This is a genomic window from Kyrpidia sp. (genome assembly GCF_023512215.1).
GTDB lineage: Bacteria > Bacillota > Bacilli > Kyrpidiales > Kyrpidiaceae > Kyrpidia > Kyrpidia spormannii.
Window position 1 is genome coordinate 39,503 of sequence record NZ_JAILZZ010000016.1, and the last position, 16,938, is coordinate 56,440.

Sequence of the window (16,938 nt, forward strand, 5' to 3'; positions counted from 1 at the left end):
TCTACCATACTCGGTTGGCTCACTGGCGCGGTTTTCGCGATTTCCCCGCTCCCAGCCGTTCTGTTAAAATGGAAGGAACGGGGGTGTTGTCGTTGCGTTATTACACGGCACCGGACTGGGGGGAGGGAAAAGGGGGGCGGGGATTTCGAGACGTGCCCTGGGGGCGGATTGCCGGGTATTTTCGGCCGTATGCCCTCCTGCTCGCCGGGGTGATCGGCTCCATCGTCCTGGGCAGCCTGCTCGGACTGGTCCAGCCTTTATTGATTCGGGGAATCATCGACCGGGCGATTCCCCAGCGGGATATGGTCCTCCTCAGTGAGTTGGCCGGGCTGATCGTGGCCACCGCCCTGGCGTCGGCGGCGGTGGGCGTGCTTCAGGGTTATTTGAACGCGCGCATTGGCCAAGGCGTGATGTTCGACCTGCGCAACGAAATGTATCGGCACCTGGTCCGCATGCCTCTGCAATTTTTCACCAATACAAAAACCGGGGAGATTATGTCCCGGGTCAACAACGATGTAAACAGTCTCCAAATGGTGGTCAGCGACACGGTGGCCAACTCTCTGCGCAATGTCATCAGCGTGGTCATCACCGTGGCGACGATGTTTGCCCTCAACTGGCAGTTGGCCTTGTTGTCGCTGGTGATCTTGCCCCTTTTTATCGTTCCGACCCGCCGAGTGGGGCGGATGAATTACAACCTGCGAAAGCGAAGTCAGGAGAAGTTGGCCGATCTCAGCGCGTTGATGCAGGAGACGCTGGGGGTCAGCGGGATACTTCTGGTGAAGACGTTTAATAAAGAGCCCAGTGAAGTGGAACGGTTTGAGGCGAAAAACCGGGAGCTCATGGAGGCGCAGATGCGCCAGAGCCTGGTGGGCCGCTGGTTTTTCATGATGCTCACCACCATCTCCACGGCGGGGCCGGCGATCATCTACTGGTATGGGGGGCGCCTGGTCATGGGGGACGCCATGACCCTGGGCACGGTGGTGGCCTTCACCGCTTATCTGGGGCAACTGTACGGACCCGTGTCCGCCTTGGCGAATATTCACGTCAATGTGATGGGGTCGGCGGCGCTGTTCAGCCGACTGTTTGAGTATCTGGATAAGCCGGTGGAGATCGAGGACCGTCCCGGGGCGGTGGATGTGGGGCGGGTTCGGGGCCAGATCCAGTTTGAAAATGTATATTTTCGCTACCGGCCTGGAGGGGAATGGGTGCTGCGGGGGATCGACCTGACCATCGAACCCGGGCAGTTGGTGGCCTTGGTGGGGCCGAGCGGGGCGGGGAAGACGACCTTGAGTTATTTGATTCCCCGGTTGTACGACCCCGAGGTGGGCCGGGTGACTTTGGATGGGCACGACCTTCGGGACGTGACATTATCGTCGCTGCACGGGCAGATTGGCGTGGTCACCCAGGAGACATTTTTATTCCACGCCTCGCTCCGGGACAATCTTCTCTATGCCAAGCCAGACGCCACCGAGGAGGAAATGGAGGCGGCGGCGAAAGCGGCTTACATCCACGACATGATCCAGAGGCTGCCGGACGGGTACGATACCTTAGTAGGGGAGCGGGGGTATAAGCTTTCCGGGGGCGAAAAGCAGCGCATCGCCCTGGCCCGGGTGATTCTCAAAAATCCCCGGATCTTGATCTTGGATGAGGCGACCTCGGCCCTGGATTCCCACTCCGAGCGCTATATCCAAGCTGCCCTTCAGCCCCTTTTCCAGGGGAGAACGTCCATTGTCATCGCCCATCGGCTGTCGACGATCCTGCGAGCGGACCAAATTGTGGTGATCGACGGCGGCCGGGTGGTGGAGAAGGGCACGCATCGGGAGCTGTTGGCCCGGGGTGGGTTGTACGCCCGGCTGTACGCCGAACAGTTCGCCGATCAGGAGGCGGGGCAACCGGTGGATGGGGAAAGCGCGCTTGAGCGGGATCTGAACGTCGCCGGGGGCGGGCAAGGCTGAACGGCAGGCCGGATTCTTCTGCATGGAATCGGCGTTGGACATTGAATTGTCGGAGGAGGTGCGGCAGTGGCTGAAGAGGGACGTATTCCCCCGGGTCAATTTGTAACGGAGCGATGGCCGATTCTGCACGCCGGCCGGGTGCCGGAGATTGACCTGGAGAGCTGGAGGCTTGAACTGTTTGGCCGGGTGGAGCAGCCGGTTCAATTCACCTATTCGGAATTCATGGCCCTGCCCCAGACTTCGTACCGGTGCGACATTCATTGTGTGACCACGTGGTCCAAATACGACAACCTGTTTGAGGGCGTGGCTTTTCGGGAGGTCCTTCGGCGGGTGAACCTCCTGCCCGATGCCCGGTACGTGCTGGTGCACGCCTACGGGGGGTGGACCACGAATTTGCCCCTGGAGGAGTTGCTCAAAGAGGGGGTCCTTTTGGCCCATTCCCATAATGGAAAATCCCTGACTCCAAAACACGGCTGGCCCCTGCGCCTGGTGGTGCCCCATTTATATTTCTGGAAATCGGCCAAATGGGTGCGGGGACTCGAGTTTTTGGCGGAGGATGTGCCGGGATATTGGGAGGAGCGCGGATACCACATGCTCGGGGATCCCTGGCGCTCCCAGCGGTACAGGGATGATCCGGAGTGGGTGAATGGCGATCTGCAAAGGGCGCAACGAGGGGTATTCAGGTGGTATGTCGACGGGGAAAGGTGAGAAGGGACCGATGGTTCGCGTGTTTGTGTATGGAACGCTTTTGGTGGGGCAGGCAAATCACGGGGTGGTCGCTCCCCACCTGCTCAGCGTTCGCCCGGGCCGGGTGCGGGGGCGGTTGTACGACGTGGGGGCGTACCCGGCGATGGTGTTGGACGAGGCGGCAGGGGAAGTGGAAGGCGAGTGGTTCGAGGTGACGCCGGAAGGGCTTCGGGCCATGGATGACCTGGAAGAATACCGGGGCCCGGGTCAAGCAAACGATTATGAGCGGGTGTGGGTCCGGGACGCCCGGGAGGAGCGGTCCGGGTGGGTATACGTTTGGTTGGATTCCCGGGGGTATCCGGAGATTCCAGTGGGGTCCTGGCGGGAATGGCTCGCCCAAAGGTGAAGAAAATGCCCGTGCTCAAAAATATAATTTCAACCAAACAGCGTATGAGAAGATTTATCACCGGCTCTCCGGAGATGATCCGCCGGACAGAAGAAATCTACCGGGCCGTCTTGGGGTTTTACCTGGACGTGATACATGACAATCTCGACAAACTGCCCGGGTGGGACAGGAATTCCGGCACAAGGGCGCTGGAAAAACTGACGGTCCGGACAGAGCCACGCATGAACAGGAAAACCCGGAAACCATTCGGCGGCAATCCCAAGTTCCGATGGGCTGACGTTTTTCTGGCCCACTTCGGAGTACTGCCACCCTTTTGTGACACTCTGCCGGAGATGAATCCCCACGGCTTCTTTGGGCACCCGTGTCTAGTCGCCGCTCGCAGTACTTGCGGCGTGGCCGCTACCGCATTGAGGGCGTAGTGGACGACGGATACACCGGGTGGTGCCGGGCCCGGCCTGATCCCCGTTTTGGATTGACTGCTCATGGGAAACCAGACCACCTTCACCTTTCGGCAAAGGCTTTAAGCTGCATATCTTGCAAGAAACTTTTTCGCGATATTCCTCACGCCGTTCAGGTCGGCGTTCCCCTTGCTCCCGCAAACCGGACGGGCGAACAGCGGAGCGCCCGGCCGGTATCCTTCCGGCGGATCGTTTTCGCCATATCGGGCTACCCATGAATTGCAACCTGCGCATTTCCTGCTCGTGTCCTTTGGGTTAACCCGGCTGGTGATCATGCCGTACTCCCAGGCTTTGTATTTCGTGTTGTGGAAGATCTTGCCGCGAAGCCAGTACGCCCGTTTCACGTTGGCCCGCTTGCTATAATTGCCTTTCACGGGTCTGAACCTGCCCAAGTGCTCAAAAACGATGATGCTTGCACCGTGTTCCTGGGCGAATTCGACGATCCTCCGGGAGATCCGGTGGGCTTCGTAGAGGTCCATGTTCCGGATCTTGTTCCAAAGCGACCGGTTGTCTTGCTCATCCGGATTCAAAACACCGGTGAGACTGCGCTTTGTCGCGATCATCCCCAAAAGACGCTTCCTGCGGCCGTTTAGATGGTTGCCGCCACGGATAAACCGTGTGGCCACCTGCGTGCCGTCGCTCTTGAATATGCCGCATACCGCCAGCCTGTCCCCGGCTTTTTACTCGGGCTAAAGCCCGGTAACTTGCGGTGGGTTCAAAACTCTGTCACATAAATAGCCTGAAAGGGCTACGGGCAAATGTTGCGTGATGCGTTACGGTGAAGGCGGGGTGAAGTCCGGGTCGGGCACGGCGGGTTTGCCGCATAGAAGGAAGGAGGTGTAGCTGATTGGTCGGAAAAGAGTTGCCATCCCATGGCGGGCTTGGCTGGTGATGTTCGGCCTGTTGGTGGGGAGCGTGCCGGTGCACGCCGAAGCAGCATCCGGCGGTCTTCAGGCCGTGATCGACCGGGCACCGCCCGGATCCACGGTGAAGATCGCCCCGGGAACGTATACCGGTCCCATCACCCTGGTAAAGCCCATGACCCTCCTTGGAGGTCCGGGGGTGCGAATCGCAAACGGGGGTGGGGGTTCGGAAGACCGGCCGCTGCTCTTGGTGCAAACCAGCGGAGCGAACGTCCAGGGGGTGCAGCTAGAAGACAAACTCAGTCGTCCGAAGCACGCCACGCTGGAGGTTCGCGGCGACAACAACGTATTGTCCGACCTGACGATATCCACCGGAAGCATAGGAATCCGGCTCCAGGGTGCCGATGGCAACAAGATCCGGGGGGTGCATATCCAGGGAACGGGGGTCGGGCGATCCGGCGGGACGGTGTTCACCGTCGGGAACGGCATTGAACTGTGGAATTCCAACGACAACTGGGTGGAGAACTGTCGAATCGCCAAGGTCCAGGACGGGGTGTATCTCGATACCAGCCGCCGAAACCAGGTGCTCAATAATGTCGTTCAGGATTCTCACTACGCGGTGCACCTCATGTTCACCGGTGAGAGTGAAATCTCGGGCAATCGCTTCGCGCGAAATATCACCGGGGTCATGGTCATGGGGGACGACGGCAGCCGGGTCATCGGCAATCACATCGAGAAACAAGCCGCCAATGTACAGGCCCAAGGGATTCTGGTGTATGATTCTCACCACTGCCTGATTGCCGAGAACCACGTCATCGGCAACCGCATCGGGTTTTATGTGGATCAGGCCAGCCAGAATCGTTTTGTCGACAATACGATTGCGCAAAATTTCTTGGGACTCTATATGACAGCGTCCCGTGACAACGATTTTAATGGCAATTTGTGGATCGGAAATGTCGTTCAGGCCCAGGCGATCTCCAGTCGGGACAATCGCATGGTGGGCAATTACTGGGATGACCTGCAGGGAGTCGATGCGGACGGAGATGGGCGGTCTGACCTTCCTTACCAGGCTTCTCCTTTCCTGTTAGCGCTCACCCGGGCCGTTCCAGCTTACCAGATCTTTTTCCAGGCACCGGGGACCTTCGTGTTGGAGCAGTTGTTTGCCGGTGATACCAGGCGCTGGCTCACGGACACGGCTCCCTTGATGAAGCCACCGGACACCGCAACCGCGTCGGCACCGCCGATGGACAAAACCGTTCCGCTTGTGTCGTTTTTCCTTCTCGGACTGGGACTTTATCCATTCTTACACCATCGACCAGGGGTGTGAAAGCATGAAAATCAAACGGATGATCGGGATGCTGGCAGCGACCGCCGCCCTCAGTCTTGCCCTCGCGGGCTGCGGGAAACAAGCCGCCCAACCGGCGGCCATCGACCCCGCCGTGGACAAGTGTGCCGTCTGCCACATGACAGTCAAAGATGATCATTTTGCCACGGAGATCATTCTTACCGATGGACAGGCGCTAAAATTTGACGACCTCGGCTGCATGAACAAGTGGACCCAGCAAAATGGCACTTCTCAGGTTGCGCAGCGATTTGTCCGGGATTACAACAGCAGTCAATGGCTCAAATTCGAAGATGCCACTTATGTCTACGACCCGAATATCGTGACCCCCATGGCCTATAATGTCGTTTCCTTCCAGAATAAGGCCGATGCGGAAAACTTCCTGAAACAGTACCCGGGCGGGAACCTGTTTACGGCGGATCAGTTGGGGAGCCATAACTGGGCCCGCAACATGGAAATGATGAAAAAACTGAAAGAACAGATGCAGGGCAACATGAGCGGCGGCAGCATGAACGGAGGTAATATGAGCGGCGCGGGAATGGGGCACTAACCCAAGTGAGCGCTGTATGGATCATTGCCAAGCGGGAAATGAAGCTGGGGTACCGGAATCCCTGGGCATACTCATTTCTCGCTCTCTTCAGCGTGTTTAGCCTGGCTCTGGTTTTGATCCAGTCGAACCGGGCAGCCGGGCTGCCGGCGTATACCCATGCCACGGCGACGATGATGAACCTGATCCTCTATCTGCTGCCGATGATGACGCTGCTCTTAGGTGCTTTTTCCGTGACGGCCGAAAAGGAGGACGGCACCCGGGATCTGCTTTCGACTTATACTCTGTCTTCCAGGGCGTACATGGCGGGGAAATTTGTAGGCTTGGTCGCCGTTTTGGCGTCGATATTGGCTGCGGGGTTCGGGCTGTTCGGTCTGGTCGGGGCCTGGCTGGGGCAGGGGGTGACCCTGGCGGATCTGGCTCTGTTCCTGGGTTTTTCAGCGGCCATCCTGTTGTTGTACCTCGGGATTGCCCTCATGATCGGGGCCCTGGCGGCCAATCGCTGGCAGGCGCTGACCATGGGGGTCGGGGTGTGGTTTGTGACGGTGCTCGCCTGGCCAACCCTTCTCATTGCCTCGTTAAATCTCATGCCCCATAGCGCCGTAAAACCGATGTTGACCTTGCTCACGTTCTGTAATCCTGCCGAATTGGTCCGTCTGTTCACCGTCATCCAGCTCGGGGCCGGATCGATCCTCGGTCCGGCCTATGTCCAGTTGGTGGAAGGGGCGTCGGGGCCTTGGGGACCGGTGGTGATGGCGGGATTCGGATTGCTGTGGCTGGCGGTTTTTCAAACGCTCGCTGTGTGGGTCTGGGAGAGGGGGCGACGCCGTGGGTGAGATGGGCCTGGAGTGGGAAAAGATCTCAAAAACGATCCGCGGCAATATGGTGGTCCATCCTTTCAGCTTTCGGCTTCCGCCCGGACGGGTGTTGGCCCTTGCGGGCGGAAACGGTGCTGGCAAAAGTACGATCCTGCGCATGACGGTGGGCCTCCTGCGGCCGACGAGCGGGGTTATTCGAGTCAATGGGATTGAAACGGGTCGGCGGACCCGAGCTTATGTCGAACAGATCGGCTACATGCCGGATGATTTTTCCTTCTCCCCGGGTTTGACCGCCTGGGAGACCATTGCTTTTTTCGCGGGGCTCAAAGGGCTGGACCAGAAAAGAGCCCGGGATGTTTTGGAAATCGTCGGACTTGGGGCGGAGCGGGACAAGCGGGTTGGCCACTTTTCTAAGGGCATGCAGCAGCGACTGCTCTTCGCCCAAGCGATCCTGGCGGAGCCTCCCATCTTGGTGCTGGACGAGCCGACCAATGGCCTGGATCCGTATTGGGTGGACACCCTGGCAGAGCTCCTCGTCGGGGTCAAAAAGAGCGGGAGGTCGGTGGTGTTCTCGACGCACCAGCTCGATGTGGCCGAACAGGTGGCCGATGAGGTGATTTTTCTGAATCGGGGACGGGTGATCAGCTCGGGCGCGGTAGAATCTTTCCGCACCCGATACGGGGCCGGCGGTTTGGCGGCTGCTTTTGCCGAGTTGATTCGCAAAGAACCGGGCACTCGGGTGGCTTCGGAAGGGAGGGGACAACGGCGCGACGGTTCGGGGTGACGAACTGTTCGTAGAAATGATGAGAGAAGAAAGGGAGGGCCTCCGGTGGAAAGGACGGCCCTCAACCTTTATCCGGAGGGATTAATCGGCTGCTTCGGCAACACCGGCGCTGCCGTTGGCCGCATTGGGGCTACCGTCCGCCTCGCTTTTTTTCGGGTACGGTTGTCCCGGATGAGTCGCTGCCCATAGGACTTCATCCAATTTCTTGGGCGAGGCCACGTCTTCCTGGCTCCAGTCCATCTGTTCGGACACCATGGCCATGGGGGCATTGTGGCCGTTGCGGGCGTCGAGGGGATAGGTCGGGGGCACGGCGTCGTAGGGCGCAAAATCCGGATGGGTGGTGAAGGCGTTGATCATCGGCAGGGCCGCGGCGTCGTACTGGGTCATCGGCTTCATGCCGAGAATCAGTTCTATGGTCTTCAACATGGAGGCCGTATCGTAAAAAGTGCTATCCACGGCGCCGCCCCGTTGGGTATACGGGCTGATCACCAGCGCTTCGGTCCGGTGGGCGTCCACGTGGTCCAAGCCGTCCTGGGAATCGTCCTCGATCACGAAAATGGCCGTGTTTTTCCAATAGGGAGAATGGCTCACCGTATGGACGAGTTTTCCGAGGGCGTAGTCATTCTGGGCCACATAGGCCTGGGGTGTGAGGGCTCCAGGTTTGGTGCCCATGGTGTGGTCGTTCGGCAATCGAACGATCTCGAACTGAGGCAGATTTCCATTTTTCACGTATTGTTGAAATTCCTCATTCCACTTGTCAAAGCGGGTCAGGTCAGAGATGTTCAAATCCCAACCAGGATAATCGGGATCATAGTTTTGCCCGATGCTGGGGTCGGTGGGAACCCATTTGCCAGTCTTGGGGTCTTTCTCCACGAACTCCCCATAGTCCCGGAACGACACTCCGGACTTTGTCGCGTCATTCCAGATGAATCCATTTTGTGGGTAGGTCGCGGGGTTTGTGCCCTCGAAATCATATCCCCGGTTCCGGCCGCTGTAGTTGGCCAGCCAGTTTTTCTCTACGTAATCATTGGCTTCGGCGGCGGTGGACCAGTTGTGCCCGTCTGCGCTGACCTCGGCGTCGGTGTAGGTGTTGTCGAGGAGCACGAACTGGTTGGCCAACTTGTGAAGATTCGGGGTGATGTCCTTGCCGAATTCGGTCAGGGACGGGTCACTGTTGCCTTTGCCCATGTCGCCGAACACCTGGTCGTAGGTGCGATTTTCTTTGATGACATAGATCACGTGCTTAATCGGGGAATTCTGGCCGAGGAATCGGGGGATGGGAAACCGGTCCGTCCGGCCGTCACCAGGGCGCCCGTTGGACCCAGGCCCATAAGCGGGTTGATTGTTGCGCTTCACTTGCTCGGTGTAACGCAGGAGTTCGCCTGGGTTCGGGGCGTCAATGATGGAAAGAGTGCCGCTTATCATATTCCCGATATACTGCCCTTGAGTGTTGGGTCCGGCCCCGAGGCCCTTGGCGTTAATGACCAGGATCTGCTTTCCCCTGTCCGTTGTGTATACTCCAGTGGGGTACCAACCGGTGGGGATGAGGCCTTTGACATCAGCCCGGGCGGTGGGGGACCCTTTGCCGAGATCGACGACGGCGATGTCGTTGTTGCCGGCATTGGCCACGTAGAGGGTGCGGCCATCCGGGCTCACGGTGAGGGCATCCGGTTGGCTTCCGGGCAGGGCGCCTCGATAGGGAGCGAGGGAAATGGTCTGAACGACCTTTTGCCGGGAAGGGTCGATCACCGAGAGGGTATCACTGTCCGAGTTGGCCACATAGATCGCGCCGGTGCGGGGGTTCAGGGCCAGGGCATTCGGGTGAAGACCGACCTTGATGGTGGCCTGGGTCTGTAGGGTGTCCGGATCCAGAGCGGTCACCGTGTCTTCGCCCCAGTTGGTGACGTAAAGGGTTTTTCCGTCTTGGGAGAGAAGAGAGGTGTACGGGTATTGGCCGACGTTCCCCTGGGCCACCACCTTGCCCGTGGAGGTGTCGATTTTGACCACGGTATTATACAGGTTATTGACGACATACAAGAAGCCGCCGTCTGCCGAAACGGTCAGTCCCGCGGGATACGCATTTCCCTTTTGGTTATTGGCCTTGGGCCCCGGGGTTAGACCGATGAGCACAATGGGGGATTGCTCGGACAGTTGGCCGTCGCGAAGCTGGAACACGCGGATCTTGTTGTTACCGCCTGCCGAGGCGTACAGCGTCTTTCCGTCCGGGCTAAAAGCCACGCCGAGATAGAGGGCTTCCGGAGACTTGTAGGGTATGGTCTGAATGACCTTTTGCTGTTTGAGATCAATGACTTGAAGGGACTGGGTGCCTTGCCCGTCGTTCGAGACCACCAGGTATCGACCGTCTGGGCTGAGGGCGCCACCCATCGGGAAATCTCCCAGGGTGACCTGCTTCCCAGCGGGGGTCACGACCCAGTCGTAGGAGGTGACCGCGGTGCCATTTGATTGAGGCCCGGCCTCCCGGGCCCATGCGGATCCCGGTGCTAAGCCGGTCCCTAACATGAGCGCAGCCATGGCTGCACCCGCCACCCACCTTTTTCGTGCAATCCTCCGCTCCTTCATGCGCCTCTCCTCCTTGTTTTGTTGATTCTTCCAACGCCCGGCAATTACCGGACATGTCCTATGATAGACCCGGCGTGTAAAGATAGAAACGTTATAAATCTGAAGATTGTGTAATGTTTGTGGGTCATAGTACTGCGAAAAAAGGATCATGTGACGCATGCTTGACAGACCATACAATCGTCAGTAAACTGTTTTCAACGAAACCCGGCTTGGTGGGCGGGTGACGTATCTGTACAGTTGCAGTGTTGGAGCGTGAGAGATCGTTCTTTTCTTAACAATTTCATACCTGGAACGGGTGCCCGAGGCCATTGTTCGGAAAGAGCGCTGGCTCGGGAAAACGGGAAGTCGGGTGCAAGTCCCGCGCGGTCCCGCCACTGTAACGAGGAACTGCCTTACATGGCGCCACTGGGAAACTGGGAAGGCGTAGGGCAGTGATGAATCGAAGCCAGGATACCGGCCCGTTTCCAAAAGAACTCTACCCTACGAGGTATAGGGGGTGGTTCACTGTGAGGCGATCGCACCGTTCTTTGCCTGGTGTCCTCTGCTTGATGCGGGATTTCGCAGGACTGGCCGGAGCACAGAAAAGCAGGTCTTTGAGCGGTGATGAATGGTCCGGATGTTTGAAAACCCCTTAACATGTTCGTGGTTAAGGGGTTTTGCTATGTCCTGAAGAAAACAAGACGGTCGAAGATTTGGGGGAGTGAAGATGGTCAGGTGGGTTATTCTGGTTCTGTTTATGGCCTTTTGGCTCCCGCGCCAAGCTTATGCCATGCACATTATGGAAGGCTATCTTCCCTTGGGTTGGTGTCTTTTTTGGGCGGTGCTATGTCTGCCCGCTTTAATCCTCGGGACTCGTTCTTTACAAAAACAAGCCGGAGACAATCTGAAGATGAAGCTTGTATTGGCGCTTTCGGCGGCCTTTGCTTTTGTGCTGTCGGCTCTCAAACTCCCATCGGTCACAGGAAGCAGTTCACATCCGACCGGAGTGGGTCTGGGGGCTGTTTTGTTCGGTCCTATGGCGATGAGTGTCGTCGGTTGCATCATCCTATTGTTTCAGGCGTTGCTCCTGGCCCATGGCGGGATCACGACCCTTGGCGCCAACACGTTCTCCATGGCCGTTGTCGGGCCCACAGTGTCCTATCTTGTATTCCGTGTGGTCCATAAATATGGATTCGGGCGAGGAGTAGCTGTATTTCTTGCCGCCGCTTTGGGTGACTTATCGACATATGTCACGACGTCGTTCCAGTTGGCTTTAGCGTTTCCCGCCCCTATCGGGGGAGTAGCGGCATCATTTTGGAAATTCGCATCGATTTTTGCCGTCACCCAGGTTCCGCTCGCCGTCAGCGAAGGGCTGCTCACGGTTATCATGGTGAACTGGGTGATGAAATACAATCCCGAGGTTCTGAGCCGAGCGATGAACCTGGCTGAGGAGGCGCACCATGAGGCATAACCATCATCGGCGTTGGGGGAAAAATGGATTTCTCGGTTTATTGGCGGTCGCTTTAGCGGCATTGCCGTTATTGACTCTCAGAACAGCGGAGTTCCAAGGATCGGATGATCAAGGGAAGGAGATGGTACACCAACTGGATCCGAACTACCGGCCCTGGTTTTCCCCTTTATGGGAACCCCCGGGCAGTGAGATCGAGAGTTTGCTGTTTTCCCTCCAGGCAGCCTTGGGTGCCGGGGTTGTCGGCTATTCCATTGGCTATCTTCATGCCCGCAGAAGGGATCGCCATGAGTCCGGTTGATCGATGGGCCCATGCCAACCGGTGGCGCAGGCTCCATCCGCTGCAAAAAACAGTTTTTGCCGCGGCTTTGGGAGGAAGTGCGTTTGTCTTTCCAACGCCGGTAGCGGCGATTATACCTGTGATCGCGGGACTTTTCCTGAGATACGGGGCCGGGATCCCCATACGGGCGTTCCTTCGCTTCATGGCGCTGCCGTTGTCGTTTTTGTCGCTTGGTGCGATCCCGCTCTTGGTTCAAGTACAGCCTTCAGGACTTCCCCTTGTTTGCTCGATGGATGGAATCCCCGGCTGGTGGATTGGAGTGAACGGAGAAGGGGTTCGGACGGCGGTGACCGTGTGGGTCAGGGCGCTGGCCGTAACCTCTTCGATGTACGTCCTGGCGCTTACCACGCCGGTGCCGGATCTCGTGGACATGTTGCGCCGGGTGAACGTGCCCGAGATTCTCTTGGAAGTGATGCATCTCATGTATCGCTATTTGTTTATTCTCATGGAAATGGCTCAACAAACGTATGTGGCTCAGTCCTCTCGGCTGGGGTATCGGTCATGGAGCCGGAGCTTGTCTTCCCTTGGTCGTCTGGGGGCGGCGTTGGCCGTCAAGAGCCGACTGGAGGTGGAGGATCTGTACCGAGCACTGATCTCGCGGGGGTACCGCGGGCGACTGACCGTCCTGCCGCCTCCATGGGCGGTGTGTCTCAAAACCGCCGCCTGGATGGGCGCGGCCGTGGTGGGTCTGGCGGTTGCGGCTTGGCTTGTGGGGAGGCGGTTGCATGGATAAGCCGACCTTCGCATTAGAAGGCGTCGAGTATAACTATGAAGATGGAACCCAAGCTCTGCAGGGCGTATCCCTAGGTATTGAACGCGGAAAAAAAGTCGCTTTTCTTGGTTCCAACGGTGCGGGAAAATCGACGTTATTCCTGCATTTGAACGGGATTTTGCGCCCGTTTCGCGGCCGAATCCTTTTTCGGGGGCAGGAGGTTCGGTACGCCCGCAAAGAGCTTGCTCGACTGCGAGCCAAGGTCGGGATCGTCTTTCAGAACCCGGATCGACAAGTTGTGATCGGTCATGTATGGGAGGATGTGTCTTTTGGGCCTATGAACTTGGGGTTGTCCCCGCCTGAAGTTGAGGCGAGGGTGGAGGAGGCACTCAACATCACCGGACTTTGGGATCTGCGGGACAAGGCCGTGCATCTCCTCAGTTACGGCCAAAAAAAGCGGGTTGCGTTGGCCGGAGTTTTGGCCATGAAACCGGAAGTGATGATTCTCGATGAGCCCACCGCTTCCCTCGACCCTGGACAGGTTCACGCGTTGCTCGAATTGTTAGAGCGTTTACACCGTCAAGGAATCCAAATCGTTCTGTCGACCCACGATGTGGACTTTGCCTATGCGTGGGCGGATTGGGTCGTGATCATGCATGCCGGGCGCGTTCTCGCCGAGGGCTTGCCGAAGGATGTGTTCAGTGACACGGACATTCTGAAAAGGGCATCTCTGACGAAACCGGTGTTGTGGAGGGTCTGGGAGGAATTGAACAAAGCGGGTCTGTATGATGGTGGGCCCCCCAGAACGGTGGAAGAACTGTCTGCGCCTATTGCCCGAGCGGCGGCCGATAGGCGCCCGACCTTCGGGTAATGCGGCAATCAGGGAAAGGTGGAAATACCGTGTTTACCGATACGGAAAGACAAGCACTTTACAAAGTCATCCGAACACGCCGTGATGTTCGATCGTTTCTTCCCGACCCCATTCCACAAGACAAGCTCGATCGCATATTGGAGGCGGCCCATCATGCACCCTCGGTGGGTTTTATGCAACCGTGGAATTTTATCTTAATTACAGACCAAGAAGTGAAAGAGCGCCTGTCTTGGGCTGCTGACAAGGAACGCCGTGCTCTCGCGATTCACTATGAAGACGACCGGAAGGATCTTTTTCTCAGTCTCAAGGTGGAGGCATTGCGGGAAGCCCCACTGACCATTTGTGTGACCTGCGATCCGACCCGGGGGGGCGATCACGTTCTCGGGAGGAACTCGATACCTGAAACGGATATCCTGTCTACGGCGTGTGCCATTCAAAATATGTGGCTGGCGGCTTGTGCCGAAGGGCTGGCGATGGGATGGGTCAGTTTTTATAAGAAAACAGATATTCGCAGCATCCTTTCGATTCCACCCCACATTGATCCAGTGGCCCTCCTGTCGGTTGGCTATACCGATCATTATCCGCCCATGCCTCTCTTGGAAATGGTGGGATGGGAGAAGCGACGGCCGCTTGATTCACTGATCTTTAGGAACAAGTGGGGACTGTAGCCCGTCACGTCAACAAGGGTTGTTGTCGTGTGCCACCAGTGGCATCGCTAGGTGCCCACGAAACGGCTGAGTTCGCCCAGTGGACGCGATTCGGCAAACTTGCCGGTGGAACGAAAATGGATCGGGGACCAGGCGTTGGGTGTAGGGCACAAAGACATTGGTCAGCGCAGAAAATGTTGTCGCATACGAACGACCGGTCGTCTCCTCGGCAAAAATGCGGTAAGATAGAGTTGGACGTGCCGGTTTTGGCAGGTGTACTGTCCGACTTCTCGAAATAAATATGAGGGTGTTTGAAAATGTCATGAGGAGGAATCCGTGATGCGCGAAGCGGTGATCGTTGATGCAATCCGCACCCCCATCGGCCGGAGGAAGGGGAGTCTGGCCCAGGTCCATCCGGTGGATCTGTTGGGCGGGGTGTTGAAACAGTTGGTGAGTCGCAACGGACTCGACGCCGCGGCGGTGGACGATGTGATCGTCGGCTGCGTGGATCAGGTGGGGGAACAATCGGTCAACATCGGGCGCAATGCCTGGTTGTCCGCGGGGTTGCCCGAGTCGGTGCCGGCGGTGACCATCGACCGTCAGTGCGGTTCGAGCTTGCAGGCGCTGCATTTTGCCGCCCAGGGCGTCATGGCGGGGGTGTATGACATCGCCATTGCCGCCGGGGTAGAGTCAATGACCCGGGTCCCGATGATGAGCACCATCGGGGTGCATGGGGTCCCCATGACCCGCGACCTTCAAGAGCGATACCGGATGGACCGGTGGAACCGGCAATTTTTCGACCAGGCTTTGGGGGCCGAGATGATCGCCAAACAGTGGGGATTCACCCGGGAGGATCTCGACCGCTTTGGACTGAGGAGTCATGAGCTCGCGACAAAAGCCCGGCAGAAGGGGTGTTTTGCCCGGGAGATCGTGCCGGTTCAAGTTCCGGTGCCCGACGCCCCGGGCGAATACAGGACTTTTGCGGAGGACGAGGGGATCCGTCCGGATACGAGCCTTGAGAAGATGCTGGCCCTGCCCCCAGCTTTTGAGGACTTGGAACTCATCACCGCGGGCAACGCCAGCCAGATCTCGGACGGGGCGAGCGCGGCCCTGGTCATGAGCCGGGAGATGGCGGAGCGCCTCGGGCTTCGGCCCAGGGCCCGGTTTGTCGCCTTTGCGGCGGTGGGGGTGGATCCGGTGACGATGCTGACCGGCCCGATTCCGGCGACGCAGAAGGTGCTCGATCGGGCCGGCCTGAAAGTGGAGGATATCGATCTGTTTGAGGTGAACGAGGCTTTCGCGTCGGTGGTGCTGGCCTGGCAGAAAGAGATCGGAGCGCCCTGGGATAAAGTCAATGTCCACGGCGGGGCTGTGGCCATCGGGCATCCCCTCGGAGCTACCGGTACCCGGATCACCGCCACGCTGCTCAATGGGCTGGAGGAGCGCAAAGGGCGCTACGGACTCATGGCGATTTGTGAAGGCGGCGGGATGGCCAACGCCACGATTATCGAGCGTATTCCGGAATGATCGGGGCTTCGGGGCGGTGAACGCCGGCTGTGGATTTGAGTGACTGGTTCGGGAGGCCCGGGATGGGACCGCCGGGCCCCCGTTGTCGCTCGGGGGCCAGGCGCGGGAGGTTTGGGACCTCCGGGGTGGCGGTCATCGGCCGCCGGCCCCGGGCTCTACCGGGTCGCTGCTCCGGGATGTGGCGAGGCTACCGCTCGTGGCTGCTCCGGGCTCCACTCCCGGGGTGCCGGCTCAGGTTTGTTCCGGGGGCGCCGGCCCGGGATTGCACCCCAGGCTTCGCGTTTCGCGATATGGTCGTCAAAATGGAGGGAAAGTCGTGATTCTCGCATCACCGGAACGAATTCGCGAATATACGGCGGAGGGGTACTGGGGCACGGAGACCCTCTGGGACCGATTCCGCCAGTACGCCCGGGCCCACCCGGACCGGGTGGCTTTGGTGGACCCGCCCAACAAAGAAGAATTGGTGGGTTTTTACCCGGAGAGGCTGACGTATCGGGAGTTGGAGCAAGCCGTGGGGGCCGTGGCCCAAGCTTTGGTGGACCGGGGCCTGCGGAAAGACGATGTGGTGATGGTTCAGCTTCCGAACGTGTGGGAGTTGGCGATGCTTTACTTGGCCGTCGCCCGGGCGGGGGGTGTGATCGCCCCGATTCCCGTTCAGTGGCGGGCCAAGGAGTTCAGCTATATCGCCGGCCTCACCGAAGCCGCCATGTTCATCACCACCCGCCAGTTTCGCGGTTTCAGCGGCTTGGACATGGCCCGGCAACTTCAAGGACAGTTGCCCGCCCTGCGGGAGATTCTGACTCTGGAAGACGTTCGAGAGATGGCCCGGGGCGCGTATGATGAAGAGCGGCTGGGCGCCATCCCGATGGACGCGAACGATATTTTCACCATCTGTTGGACCTCGGGCACCGAGGCGGAGCCAAAGGGCTGTCCCCTCAGCCACAACAACTGGCT

The 16,938-nt window shown here is 58.6% G+C and carries 16 protein-coding genes and 1 riboswitch; of the genes, 14 read left to right on the top strand and 2 right to left on the bottom strand.

What is annotated here, in order from left to right; translation table 11 throughout:
• Positions 1-83: 83 nt before the first annotated feature.
• The 3 genes from K6T64_RS08045 to K6T64_RS08055 all read left to right on the top strand — a co-directional run bounded on the left by K6T64_RS08045 (position 84) and on the right by K6T64_RS08055 (position 3,048).
• A complete protein-coding gene (locus K6T64_RS08045) occupies positions 84-1,955 on the top strand; it encodes an ABC transporter ATP-binding protein (RefSeq protein ID WP_288009461.1) in 1,872 nt (623 codons plus the stop codon).
• 66 nt (positions 1,956-2,021) lie between these two features.
• Positions 2,022-2,663: a sulfite oxidase-like oxidoreductase gene (locus tag K6T64_RS08050; protein ID WP_288009463.1), complete on the top strand. Its 642-nt coding sequence runs from the start codon at positions 2,022-2,024 to the stop codon at positions 2,661-2,663.
• A gap of 10 nt (positions 2,664-2,673) precedes the next feature.
• On the top strand, positions 2,674-3,048 hold the full coding sequence (locus K6T64_RS08055) for a gamma-glutamylcyclotransferase family protein (protein ID WP_288009464.1): 375 nt from the start codon (positions 2,674-2,676) through the stop codon (positions 3,046-3,048).
• A 520-nt stretch (positions 3,049-3,568) separates the two neighbouring features.
• Here the strand turns inward: K6T64_RS08055 and K6T64_RS08060 are convergent.
• Entirely contained in the window at positions 3,569-4,132 is a 564-nt protein-coding gene (locus K6T64_RS08060) for a zinc ribbon domain-containing protein (RefSeq protein ID WP_288009465.1), read from the bottom strand.
• 265 nt (positions 4,133-4,397) lie between these two features.
• Here K6T64_RS08060 and K6T64_RS08065 point away from each other — a divergent pair, with 265 nt between their 5' ends.
• From K6T64_RS08065 to K6T64_RS08080, 4 genes are read left to right on the top strand one after another with little or no spacing between them, the layout of a single operon-like run.
• Positions 4,398-5,696 carry a right-handed parallel beta-helix repeat-containing protein gene (locus K6T64_RS08065; protein WP_288009496.1) on the top strand — a complete coding sequence of 433 codons (1,299 nt, stop codon included), beginning with the start codon at positions 4,398-4,400 and terminating at the stop codon, positions 5,694-5,696.
• A 4-nt stretch (positions 5,697-5,700) separates the two neighbouring features.
• The gene (locus tag K6T64_RS08070) at positions 5,701-6,261 is read left to right on the top strand and encodes a nitrous oxide reductase accessory protein NosL (RefSeq protein WP_100667055.1); all 561 of its coding nucleotides are present in this window, start codon (positions 5,701-5,703) and stop codon (positions 6,259-6,261) included.
• A gap of 5 nt (positions 6,262-6,266) precedes the next feature.
• Positions 6,267-7,094 (top strand): ABC transporter permease, encoded by an 828-nt coding sequence (locus K6T64_RS08075; RefSeq protein ID WP_288009467.1) that lies wholly within the window; start codon positions 6,267-6,269, stop codon positions 7,092-7,094.
• Between the two features lies 1 nt (position 7,095).
• The gene (locus tag K6T64_RS08080; protein WP_353737799.1) at positions 7,096-7,860 is read left to right on the top strand and encodes an ABC transporter ATP-binding protein; all 765 of its coding nucleotides are present in this window, start codon (positions 7,096-7,098) and stop codon (positions 7,858-7,860) included.
• An 81-nt stretch (positions 7,861-7,941) separates the two neighbouring features.
• Here K6T64_RS08080 and K6T64_RS08085 read toward each other — a convergent pair whose 3' ends face one another.
• Complete coding sequence (locus K6T64_RS08085; RefSeq protein ID WP_288009471.1) at positions 7,942-10,440, bottom strand: bifunctional YncE family protein/alkaline phosphatase family protein; 2,499 nt, start codon at positions 10,438-10,440, stop codon at positions 7,942-7,944.
• Between the two features lie 276 nt (positions 10,441-10,716).
• Positions 10,717-10,916: riboswitch (cobalamin riboswitch) on the top strand.
• Between the two features lie 230 nt (positions 10,917-11,146).
• Between K6T64_RS08085 and K6T64_RS08090 the strand changes: the two genes are divergently transcribed.
• From K6T64_RS08090 to K6T64_RS08120, 7 genes are all read left to right on the top strand, one after another.
• Positions 11,147-11,890: an energy-coupling factor ABC transporter permease gene (locus K6T64_RS08090; RefSeq protein WP_170085093.1), complete on the top strand. Its 744-nt coding sequence runs from the start codon at positions 11,147-11,149 to the stop codon at positions 11,888-11,890.
• Positions 11,880-12,188, top strand: a complete 309-nt coding sequence (locus K6T64_RS08095) for an energy-coupling factor ABC transporter substrate-binding protein (protein ID WP_170085095.1) — start codon at positions 11,880-11,882, stop codon at positions 12,186-12,188. Before K6T64_RS08090 ends, K6T64_RS08095 begins: the two co-directional genes overlap by 11 nt.
• Entirely contained in the window at positions 12,175-12,960 is a 786-nt protein-coding gene (gene cbiQ / locus K6T64_RS08100; protein WP_288009474.1) for a cobalt ECF transporter T component CbiQ, read from the top strand. The genes K6T64_RS08095 and cbiQ overlap by 14 nt, the downstream gene beginning before the upstream one ends.
• A complete protein-coding gene (locus K6T64_RS08105; RefSeq protein ID WP_288009477.1) occupies positions 12,953-13,810 on the top strand; it encodes an energy-coupling factor ABC transporter ATP-binding protein in 858 nt (285 codons plus the stop codon). Before cbiQ ends, K6T64_RS08105 begins: the two co-directional genes overlap by 8 nt.
• Before the next feature lie 29 nt (positions 13,811-13,839).
• Positions 13,840-14,478, top strand: coding sequence for a 5,6-dimethylbenzimidazole synthase (gene bluB, locus K6T64_RS08110; protein WP_100667063.1), 639 nt, complete (start codon positions 13,840-13,842; stop codon positions 14,476-14,478).
• A gap of 318 nt (positions 14,479-14,796) precedes the next feature.
• Positions 14,797-15,984, top strand: a complete 1,188-nt coding sequence (locus tag K6T64_RS08115; protein ID WP_100667064.1) for a thiolase family protein — start codon at positions 14,797-14,799, stop codon at positions 15,982-15,984.
• Between the two features lie 316 nt (positions 15,985-16,300).
• A partial coding sequence (locus K6T64_RS08120) for an AMP-binding protein (protein WP_288009480.1) occupies positions 16,301-16,938 on the top strand: 638 nt, incomplete at its 3' end.

Bases quoted from the DNA above. Each gene is read 5' to 3' on its own strand.
- K6T64_RS08055 (WP_288009464.1), top strand. From the start codon at position 2,674: ATGGTTCGCGTGTTTGTGTATGGAACGCTTTTGGTGGGGCAGGCAAAT.
- K6T64_RS08065 (WP_288009496.1), top strand. From the start codon at position 4,398: ATGTTCGGCCTGTTGGTGGGGAGCGTGCCGGTGCACGCCGAAGCAGCA.
- K6T64_RS08070 (WP_100667055.1), top strand. From the start codon at position 5,701: ATGAAAATCAAACGGATGATCGGGATGCTGGCAGCGACCGCCGCCCTC.
- K6T64_RS08080 (WP_353737799.1), top strand. From the start codon at position 7,096: ATGGGCCTGGAGTGGGAAAAGATCTCAAAAACGATCCGCGGCAATATG.
- K6T64_RS08085 (WP_288009471.1), bottom strand. From the start codon at position 10,440: ATGAAGGAGCGGAGGATTGCACGAAAAAGGTGGGTGGCGGGTGCAGCC.
- K6T64_RS08090 (WP_170085093.1), top strand. From the start codon at position 11,147: ATGGTCAGGTGGGTTATTCTGGTTCTGTTTATGGCCTTTTGGCTCCCG.
- K6T64_RS08095 (WP_170085095.1), top strand. From the start codon at position 11,880: ATGAGGCATAACCATCATCGGCGTTGGGGGAAAAATGGATTTCTCGGT.
- cbiQ (WP_288009474.1), top strand. From the start codon at position 12,175: ATGAGTCCGGTTGATCGATGGGCCCATGCCAACCGGTGGCGCAGGCTC.
- K6T64_RS08105 (WP_288009477.1), top strand. From the start codon at position 12,953: ATGGATAAGCCGACCTTCGCATTAGAAGGCGTCGAGTATAACTATGAA.
- K6T64_RS08115 (WP_100667064.1), top strand. From the start codon at position 14,797: ATGCGCGAAGCGGTGATCGTTGATGCAATCCGCACCCCCATCGGCCGG.